At 70.7% G+C, this 8,277-nt stretch carries 9 protein-coding genes; 8 read left to right on the top strand and 1 reads right to left on the bottom strand.

The window, feature by feature from the left end; translation table 11 throughout:
• The 3 genes from ACOJSN_RS15800 to ACOJSN_RS15810 all read left to right on the top strand — a co-directional run.
• Positions 1-267 (top strand): copper resistance protein CopC (locus ACOJSN_RS15800; RefSeq protein WP_420113450.1); only part of this gene is annotated, 267 nt, incomplete at its 5' end.
• Positions 268-311: 44 nt separating this feature from the next.
• Positions 312-842: a copper chaperone PCu(A)C gene (locus tag ACOJSN_RS15805; RefSeq protein WP_420113451.1), complete on the top strand. Its 531-nt coding sequence runs from the start codon at positions 312-314 to the stop codon at positions 840-842.
• The gene (locus ACOJSN_RS15810; RefSeq protein WP_420113452.1) at positions 842-2,047 is read left to right on the top strand and encodes a Dyp-type peroxidase; all 1,206 of its coding nucleotides are present in this window, start codon (positions 842-844) and stop codon (positions 2,045-2,047) included. The genes ACOJSN_RS15805 and ACOJSN_RS15810 overlap by 1 nt, the downstream gene beginning before the upstream one ends.
• A 60-nt stretch (positions 2,048-2,107) precedes the next feature.
• Here ACOJSN_RS15810 and ACOJSN_RS15815 read toward each other — a convergent pair whose 3' ends face one another.
• A complete protein-coding gene (locus ACOJSN_RS15815) occupies positions 2,108-2,644 on the bottom strand; it encodes a helix-turn-helix domain-containing protein (protein ID WP_420113453.1) in 537 nt (178 codons plus the stop codon).
• 140 nt (positions 2,645-2,784) lie between these two features.
• Between ACOJSN_RS15815 and ACOJSN_RS15820 the strand changes: the two genes are divergently transcribed.
• The 5 genes from ACOJSN_RS15820 to ACOJSN_RS15840 all read left to right on the top strand — a co-directional run bounded on the left by ACOJSN_RS15820 (position 2,785) and on the right by ACOJSN_RS15840 (position 8,109).
• Positions 2,785-4,404: an ABC transporter substrate-binding protein gene (locus tag ACOJSN_RS15820; protein WP_420113454.1), complete on the top strand. Its 1,620-nt coding sequence runs from the start codon at positions 2,785-2,787 to the stop codon at positions 4,402-4,404.
• A gap of 7 nt (positions 4,405-4,411) precedes the next feature.
• Positions 4,412-5,524: an ABC transporter permease gene (locus ACOJSN_RS15825; RefSeq protein WP_420113455.1), complete on the top strand. Its 1,113-nt coding sequence runs from the start codon at positions 4,412-4,414 to the stop codon at positions 5,522-5,524.
• Entirely contained in the window at positions 5,521-6,468 is a 948-nt protein-coding gene (locus tag ACOJSN_RS15830) for an ABC transporter permease (protein ID WP_420113456.1), read from the top strand. Before ACOJSN_RS15825 ends, ACOJSN_RS15830 begins: the two co-directional genes overlap by 4 nt.
• 61 nt (positions 6,469-6,529) lie before the next feature.
• The gene (locus tag ACOJSN_RS15835) at positions 6,530-7,333 is read left to right on the top strand and encodes an ABC transporter ATP-binding protein (protein ID WP_420113457.1); all 804 of its coding nucleotides are present in this window, start codon (positions 6,530-6,532) and stop codon (positions 7,331-7,333) included.
• Positions 7,330-8,109 (top strand): ABC transporter ATP-binding protein, encoded by a 780-nt coding sequence (locus ACOJSN_RS15840; RefSeq protein WP_420113458.1) that lies wholly within the window; start codon positions 7,330-7,332, stop codon positions 8,107-8,109. Before ACOJSN_RS15835 ends, ACOJSN_RS15840 begins: the two co-directional genes overlap by 4 nt.
• Positions 8,110-8,277 lie beyond the last annotated feature (168 nt).

Below are 8,277 nucleotides of genomic sequence, written 5' to 3' on the forward strand. Positions count from 1 at the left end.
GATGGTCACTACGACATCAGGTGGCGCGTGGTCTCCTCCGACGGGCACCCCATCTCCGGGGTGATCCCGTTCTCGGTGGGTGACGCGGGGGAACGCCCCGCGCAGGAGTCGGTTCCCCCGCCGCAGGCGGAGGAGGCCGAGACCGAGTCGTCGAGCGCGTCCCCCGCTCTTACCCGTCCCGCGCGGACGGCGCACGTGGCGGTCGGCGGGGCGGCGGCGGCACTGCTGCTGGTCTGGGTGATCGGTCGGGTGCGACGGCGGTCCTGAACGGGCCAGCCCACCCCCACACCATTCACTACCTGGAGACACCGATGACACACACCTGGATGACCCCTGCCCGCACCGCTGCGATGGCGATGACCGCGATGCTCGCGCTCGCCGCGTGCGGCACCAGCACCGAGGCCGAACCGGAGGTCGCTGACGAGCTCGTCGTCGTCGACGCCTGGGTGAAGGCCGAGGACGAGGGCATGACCGCCGCCTTCGGCACGCTGGAGAACCCGACCGGAACGGACGTCGAGGTGGTCGCGGTCGCCTCCCCGGCCGCCACCGCCATGGAGCTGCACGAGACCGTGATGAACGACGACGGGCTCATGGTGATGCAGGAGGTCGAGGCGTTCACCGTCCCGGCCGGCGGCAGCACCGAGCTCGAACCGGGCGGTGACCACCTGATGTTCATGGGTCTGACCGGGCCGATCACGGCCGGCGACGACGTCGAGATCACCCTGACCCTGGCTGATGGCTCCGAGGTGACCTTCGTCGCCGTCGCCAAGGACTACGAGGGTGCCAACGAGACGTACGAGGACGGGCACGGCTCGGACGAGCACGGGGAAATGGATCACTGATGGCCGCGCCCGAGAACCTCTCGGGCAGCGCCAGCCGGCGGCAGCTTCTCCTCGGAGGTGCTGCCGCCGGATGGGGTGCTGCCATCGCGTTGGGGGCGGATGCCCTCACCCGCGGCACGCCGGAGCCGGAGGCCGAGAACGGCTCCGTGGTGGTGCCGTTCCATGGGAAGGATCAGGCCGGGCTGACGGTGCGGCCGCAGGCGTGGTCGACGTTCCTCGCACTCGACCTGCGCGCGGACACCGACGCGGATGCGCTGCGGCGCATGATGCGGCTGCTGAGTGACGACGCTGCTCGGCTCACCCGAGGTGAACCCGCGCTCGCGGACTCCGAGCCCGAGCTGGCGACCCGACCGGCCCGGCTGACCGTGACCTTCGCGTTCGGGCCCGCGCTGGTGCAGCGGGCGGGGGGTCAGCGGCCGACCTGGCTCGCGCCGCTGCCCGCGTTCAGCATCGACCGGCTTCAGGAGGCGTGGTCCGGAGGTGATCTGCTGATCGAGGTGGCGGCCGATGACCCGATCACGGTGGCGCACGCCGTGCGCATGCTGCTCAAGGACGCCCGCGCCTTCGGCGACCTGCGGTGGGTGCAGCGCGGGTTCCGCCGCGCCCACGGGTCCGAGCCGGTGGGCACATCGATGCGCAACCTGTTCGGCCAGGTCGACGGCACGGTGAACCCCGGCCCCGACTCCTCCGACTTCGGCGACCTCGTCCGCATCGGCTCAGCCGGGTGGCTCACCGGCGGCAGCAGCCTCGTGGTGCGGCGGATCGCGATGGACCTGGAGGGCTGGGACCGACTCGATCGCCCCGGCCGGGAGGCCTCGGTGGGCCGGCGGCTGGATAACGGCGCACCGCTGACCGGCTCCGACGAGCACGACGAGCCCGACTTCGACGCACGGGACGCCGTCGGGTTCCCCGTGATCGCGGAGTTCTCGCACATGCGCAGGGCTCGGTCGGACGACGCGAGCCAGCGGTTCTACCGCCGCGCCTTCAACTACGACGATCCGCCGGCCCCGGGGCAGATCAGCAACGCGGGACTGATCTTCACCTGCTACCAGGCCGATCCGCTGGCGCAATTCGTGCCGATCCAGCAGCGGCTCGCCGACCTGGACCTGCTGAACGAATGGACCATCCCGATCGGCTCGGCGGTCTTCGCGGTGCCCCCGGGCGCGCAGGAGGGTGGCTTTGTCGGCGCAACCTTGCTGACCTGATCCTGACCTGACCCAGCGTCGACCGGCAGGCATGGTCAGCGTGAGGAGACAGCGGCAGGGTCAGGGCGTGGGAGGTGTCACCGCGAGGAGGATCACGGCGTCGACGGCGCCGTCGTTGCGGAACATGTGCGGCAGGCGCGAGTCGAAGGTGATCGCCTCGCCCGCCAGTACGGGATGGTCGGTGCCCCCGATCGCGGCGACGATCGCGCCCTCGATCACGTACACGCACTCGGCTGAGGCGTGGCTCCGGGGTTCTGCGGCGCTGGTGTCGCCGGGCCTGAGCACGCCGCGGAGCATCTCGAAGTTGCCGCGCCCTGAGGTCAGCCGCTCGTAGGTCAGGAGACCCGTGGGAGCTTGCATCCGGAGTCGTTCGCCCGGGCGTGAGAGGTGCACCTCGGGCGCGTCGGGCTCACGGAAGAGATCGGCGAGGTCGGAGTCGAAGACCTTGGCGAGCCGGCGGAGCGTCTCGATGCTCGGGTCGGTCCGACCGTTCTCCACCTGTGAGAGCAGGCCGGCGGACAGGTCCGTCGCGTCGGCGAGCTGGCGCAGCGTGAGCCCCCGAGCCGAGCGCAGCTCGCGCAGTCGATCCCCCAACATGGCCACTCCCGCATGTTTTGTTCTCGTAAACTTGTTCAGCAACGCTATACATTGTCGTGATTCAGATGATTCCATGTCGGTGAGCCGGCTGCGGAGGAATCCGGGCGGATGCCGTGCCGCGGCCGATGGTGAGGAGAACCATGCAGGATTCCGGATCGCGGCGCGTGCGCGGCGCAGCAGCGGTGGCCGCAGCAGCGGCCCTGGTGATCGCCGGCTGCACCGCAGGCGGCGGCAACGGCGGCGGCGGTGGCGAGGAGGCGTCGACCCAGGGCGGCACCCTCACCGTGAGCACCTCGTTCGTGGTCAACAGCCTCGATCCCGCGCAGGTCTACGAGGCCACGGGCAACCTCAGCGTGCACGCGATGTACGACACCCTGGTCACGTTCGAGGGCGACGACGTGACCACCCCGGTGGGCCTGCTCGCCGAGTCCTGGACCAGCAACGAGGACGCCACCGAGTTCACCTTCCAGCTCCGCGACGACGCCACGTTCGCCGACGGCGACCCGGTCACCGCCGAGGACGTGGTGTTCAGCCTCAACCGGCTCGTCAACCTCAAGGGCAGCCCCTCGGTGATCGTGCAGGGCTTCGTGGCCAGCACGCCGCAGGAGGGCGTCGTCGTCGTCGCCACGGCCGAACCCAACCCCAACGTGCCCACGATCCTCGCGATGCCGGCCACCGGCATCCTCGATGCCGAGGCCGCCCAGGCCGAAGGCGCGCTCGACGGCGAGGACGCCGCCACCAGCGATGCCGCCACCACGTACCTGAACGGCGCCTCGCTCGGCTCGGGCCCGTACGTCCTGGAGTCCTTCGACCCGGCCTCGGAGATCGTGCTGACGGCGAACCAGGATTACTGGGGCGGGCAGCCCGGGTACCAGCGGATCGTCGTGACCAACGTCGAGACCGAGACGCAGAAGCTCACGATGCAGCGCGCCGAGAACGCTCAGGTCGCGCTCGACCTGTCAGGCCGGCTGCTCGAGGACCTGCCGGACACGCTGCAGATCACCGGCAACCAGGACACCTTCTACTTCGTGTCCTTCCACCAGGACCCGGCGATCTCGGAGGTCACCTCGAACCTCGACTTCGTGCGTGCGGTGCGGGCCTCGATGGACTACGCGGGGATCGCCGCCCTGTTCGGGCAGGAGGCGCTGCCGGCAGGCGGCCTGGTGCCGAGCGCGTTCGCCGGCGCATTGCCGGAGCAGGAGGCGCAGGTGCAGGATCTCGACGCCGCAGCCTCCTATCTCGAGGCCTCCGGCATCGAGGATCCGACCGTGAGCCTGATGTACCCCGCGATCACGTACCAGGGCGTGGATCTCGGCACCATCGCGACCAAGATCCAGAACGATGCCGCCCAGGCCGGCATCACGATCGAACTCGACCCGCAGCCGATCGCCTCGTTCCTCGAGGCGCAGTCGGAGGGCAAGGTGCCGTTCCGGTTCAGCCCGCAGTCGCTCAACTACCCGGTGGCGGCCTCGCTGGTGAACAACTTCGCGCCCGGTCAGCCCTCCGCGATGCGGGTGGGGTGGAGCGAGGAGCTCGCGGGGCCCGAGATGGTGGCCGCCGGCGACGCAGTGCTCGCGGCGACCGACCCCGAGGCTCAGGTGCGGGCGATCCAGGACTGGCAGCGGCTGCTCAACCAGGACAGCCCCTACATCTCGCTCGCCTTCAACTCGGGCACCGTGGTGGCGACGGCCGATGTCGCGGGCGCCGTCTACTCACCGGCCGGGTGGCTGATCGACCTGCGGGCGGTCGCGCCGCAGTGACCACGCCGTGACCGGCACGACCGCCACTGCAGCACCACCGACGCCCGCTGGGCCGCCGGCACGTCGAGGGGCGCGCGGCCGTGCGCGCGCGCTGCTCGGTTCGGTCCTGCTCGGGTTCCTGCTGCGGCGGGCGATCATCACGGTCGTGCTGCTGGTCGGCGTCACGCTGATCTCGTTCCTGCTGATCCAGGCGGTGCCGGGCGACACGATGACCGCCACGCTCTCCGAGCAGGCGCTGCAGGATCCCGAGATCGTGGCCGCCTACCGTGCCCGCTGGGGCCTGGACGAGCCGCTGCACGTGCAGTACCTGCTCTATATGCGCAACCTGCTCCAGGGTGACCTCGGTGTCTCGCAGCAGACCGGCCGCCCGGTGCTCGACGACCTCCTCACGTATGTGCCGGCCACCCTCGAGCTCGCGCTGCCGGCGATGATCGGATCGCTCGTGCTCGGCCTCGCGATCGGCCTCTATGCCGCGGTGCGCCACGACCGTTTCGGCGACCACGCCGTTCGCGCCGGAACCCTGGTGGGGCTGTCGACGCCGCCGTTCTGGCTCGCGCTGGTGGTGCTGTACGTCTTCTTCTACCTGCTCGGCGTCTCGCCCTCGGGCGGGCGCCTGTCCACCTGGATCGTGCCGCCGGAGAAGGTCACCGGCTCGGTCATCATCGACTCCGCGCTCGCGGGCCGCTGGGACGCGGTCTGGGACGCGATCCAGCACACCGCGCTGCCGATCCTCGTGCTGACCGTGCTCACCGTGGCGATGCTGGTGCGGTTCGTGCGCTCGGCGATGCTCGAGGTCCTCGACACCGACTATGTGCGCGCCGCCCGCGCCAAGGGACTTCCCACCTCGAGAGTCCTGACGGCGCATGTGCTGCGGGCGGGTCTGGTCCCCGTGATCACGGTGTCGGGTCTGGCGTTCGCCTCGCTGCTCTCGGGCACCGTGCTGGTCGAGCAGATCTTCAGCTGGCCGGGCGTGGGGCAGTACGCGTTCCGTTCGGCCACGGCGTTGGACCTGCCCGCCGTGCTGGGCGTCAGCCTCTTCGTGGCGGTCGTGTACACAGCGGTGAACCTCGTGGTCGACCTGCTCTACGGCCTCATCGATCCACGGATTCGGCTCTCATGACCTCACCCACGACCGAGCCGAACCCGACAGCAGATCAGGACTCCGCCGTCGAGCAATCGATCGACCCGAAGGCCGAGGCGCTGCTGCGGCGGCGGCGCTGGCCGCAGCGGCTGCGGCTGGGGCAGGTGCACTCGATCTGGCGTCAGCCGTCGGTGATCGCAGCCGCGCTGATCCTCGGATTGTGGGTGCTGCTCGCGGTGCTCGCGCCGGTGCTGACGGCCGACCCGATCGAGCAGTCGCCGAACCTGTACCAACCGCCCTCGGGTGCCCACTGGTTTGGCACCGATGAGCTGGGTCGCGACGTGTTCGCGCGCGTGGTCCACGGCGCGCGGCTGTCGCTGCCGCTCGCCGTGGTGATCGTGGCGTTCTCGCTGGCGATCGGAGGGCTGATCGGGCTGCTCGCGGGCTATCTCGGCAGGGTCGCCGACGAGATCCTGATGCGGCTCACCGACCTCGTGTTCGCGTTCCCGCAGATCATCCTGGCGATGGCGGTCGCGGCGGTGTTCGGCCCGAGCACGCGCAACGCCGTGATCGCGCTGATCATCGTGTCGTGGCCGATCTATGCACGTGTGATCCGTAGCGCGGTGCTCTCGATCCGCACCTCGGACTTCCTGGCCTCCTCGCGGCTGCTGGGCGTGGGTCCGTGGCAGGCGCTGCGCCGTGACGTGATCCCCAACAGCGTGGGGCCCGCGGTGGTGCTCGCCACGCTCGAGCTGGGCAACGCGGTGCTGATGCTGGCCGCGCTGTCCTTCCTCGGCCTGGGGCCGCGCCCGCCCGCCGCGGAGTGGGGCGCGATGATCGCCGCGGGCTCGCGCGATCTGTCGATCTGGTGGGTCAGCGTGTTCCCCGGGCTGGCGATCCTCACGGTGGTGCTGGCGTTCAACGTGATCGGTGACGCGCTGCGCGACCGCCTCGACCCCCGTTACGCGAGGGGGATGCAATGAATCACCCCACGGAGGCCTGCTCCTCCGCTTCGATCCTCCGCACACCTCCGCGGGGACCCCGATGAGCGCGCTGCTGAGTCTGGAGGAGCTGGCGATCACGTTGCACGGCGGGCAGCAGGTGGTCCACGACATCTCGCTCGAGGTCCCCGAGGGCCAGATCGTGGGCATCGCCGGAGAGAGTGGTTCGGGCAAGTCGATGACGGCAGCCGCGCTGCTCGGGCTGCTGCCGGACCGATCCGAGGCCTCCGGTCAGGCGTGGTGGCGCGGCGGCACCGAGCCACTCGACCTGCTCACGCTGGACCAGCGCTCCTGGAACCGTGTGCGTGGCCGCCAGATCGCAACCGTGTTCCAGGATGCGACGGCGGCGCTGCACCCGATGCTGAGCGTGGGCACGCAGCTGACGGAGCACATGCGGGTGCATCTGAAGATGTCGCGGCGGCAGGCGCGGGGGCGTGCCGTCGAGCTGCTGGATCGGGTCGCGATCCCTGACCCCGAGGGCGCACTGCGCTCGTATCCGCACCAGTTCTCGGGCGGCATGCGGCAGCGGGTCGCGATCGCCTCGGCGCTCGCGTGCGAACCGCAGCTGCTGATCGCCGACGAGCCCACCACGGCGCTGGACGTCACCGTGCAGGCCGGCATCCTGCGGCTGCTCGAGGACCTCCGCGCGGAGACCGGGCTCTCGGTGCTGTTCATCACCCACGACCTCGCCGTGCTCGCCGCGCTCACCACGCAGGCGTACGTGTTCCGGGAGGGCCGGGTGGTGGAGCGTGGCGCCACCGAAGCGCTGCTGTTCCATCCCGAGCACGAGTACACCAAGACGCTCGTGGCCGCCCGCCCGCAGGCCGACGACTGGGACGAGCGATGACCGCCGCCCTGCAGATCGCCGGCGCGAGCGTGGTCTACCGCTCGCGCGGCCGCGGCGAGGTGCACGCGGTGGACGGCGTGGAACTCGAGGTCGACCGCGGCGAGATCGTGGGCCTCGTGGGTGAGTCCGGCAGCGGCAAGTCCTCGCTGGCCCGCGCCGTGGTGGGGCTCGAGCGGTTGCACGCGGGCTCGATCACGCTCGACGGCGTTCCCGTTGCCCCCCTCGGGTGGCGCACCCGCGCCGATGTGCGCACCCAGATGGTGTTCCAGAGCCCGTACGCCTCGCTCAACCCGCGGCGCACGGTCGGGTCCCAGCTGCGCGACGGCGTCCCTTCCGGCCGCGGTGATCTCACCTCCGCGGTGGCCGGGCTGCTGGAGCGAGTCGGGCTGGAGGCCTCGGCAGCCGCCCGGTACCCGCACCAGTTCTCCGGCGGGCAGCGGCAGCGGATCGCGATCGCGCGGGCGCTCGCGCCACGGCCCGAGATCCTCGTTGCCGACGAGCCGGTCACCGCCCTCGACGCCTCCGCCCAGGCCCAGGTGGTGGAGCTGCTCGGGTCGCTGGTGCGCGATCTCGGGGTCGGGATGCTGTTCATCTCGCATGACCTCGCGCTCGTGCGCCACATCGCGGATCGGGTGGCCGTGATGTACCACGGCCAGATCGTGGAGCAGGGCCAGACCGAACAGGTGTGGCGCGACCGCGCGCACCCGTATACGCGTGAGCTGATTGCCGCCGTGCCGCGCCTCGGCGCCGCCCGCCGTGGTGGTGAGCGCTCGTGACGCAGCCGCCCTGCGCCGTCGCCCGCACGCCGAGTTCGTACCTATGGCTCGACTTCGTACCTCCGCCGGTACGAAGTCGCGCCAACGGTACGAAGTCGAGGGTCGGATGGGGGGTGCGGACGCCCGGCGGGCGGCAGAACAGGATCGATGGAGGTCATGAATGAGTGA

The sequence above is a fragment of the Pseudactinotalea sp. genome (assembly GCF_048594945.1).
Classification (GTDB): Bacteria; Actinomycetota; Actinomycetes; order Actinomycetales; family Beutenbergiaceae; genus Pseudactinotalea.

Bases quoted from the DNA above. Each gene is read 5' to 3' on its own strand.
- ACOJSN_RS15840 (WP_420113458.1), top strand. From the start codon at position 7,330: ATGACCGCCGCCCTGCAGATCGCCGGCGCGAGCGTGGTCTACCGCTCG.
- ACOJSN_RS15830 (WP_420113456.1), top strand. From the start codon at position 5,521: ATGACCTCACCCACGACCGAGCCGAACCCGACAGCAGATCAGGACTCC.
- ACOJSN_RS15820 (WP_420113454.1), top strand. From the start codon at position 2,785: ATGCAGGATTCCGGATCGCGGCGCGTGCGCGGCGCAGCAGCGGTGGCC.
- ACOJSN_RS15815 (WP_420113453.1), bottom strand. From the start codon at position 2,644: ATGTTGGGGGATCGACTGCGCGAGCTGCGCTCGGCTCGGGGGCTCACG.
- ACOJSN_RS15810 (WP_420113452.1), top strand. From the start codon at position 842: ATGGCCGCGCCCGAGAACCTCTCGGGCAGCGCCAGCCGGCGGCAGCTT.
- ACOJSN_RS15805 (WP_420113451.1), top strand. From the start codon at position 312: ATGACACACACCTGGATGACCCCTGCCCGCACCGCTGCGATGGCGATG.
- ACOJSN_RS15835 (WP_420113457.1), top strand. From the start codon at position 6,530: ATGAGCGCGCTGCTGAGTCTGGAGGAGCTGGCGATCACGTTGCACGGC.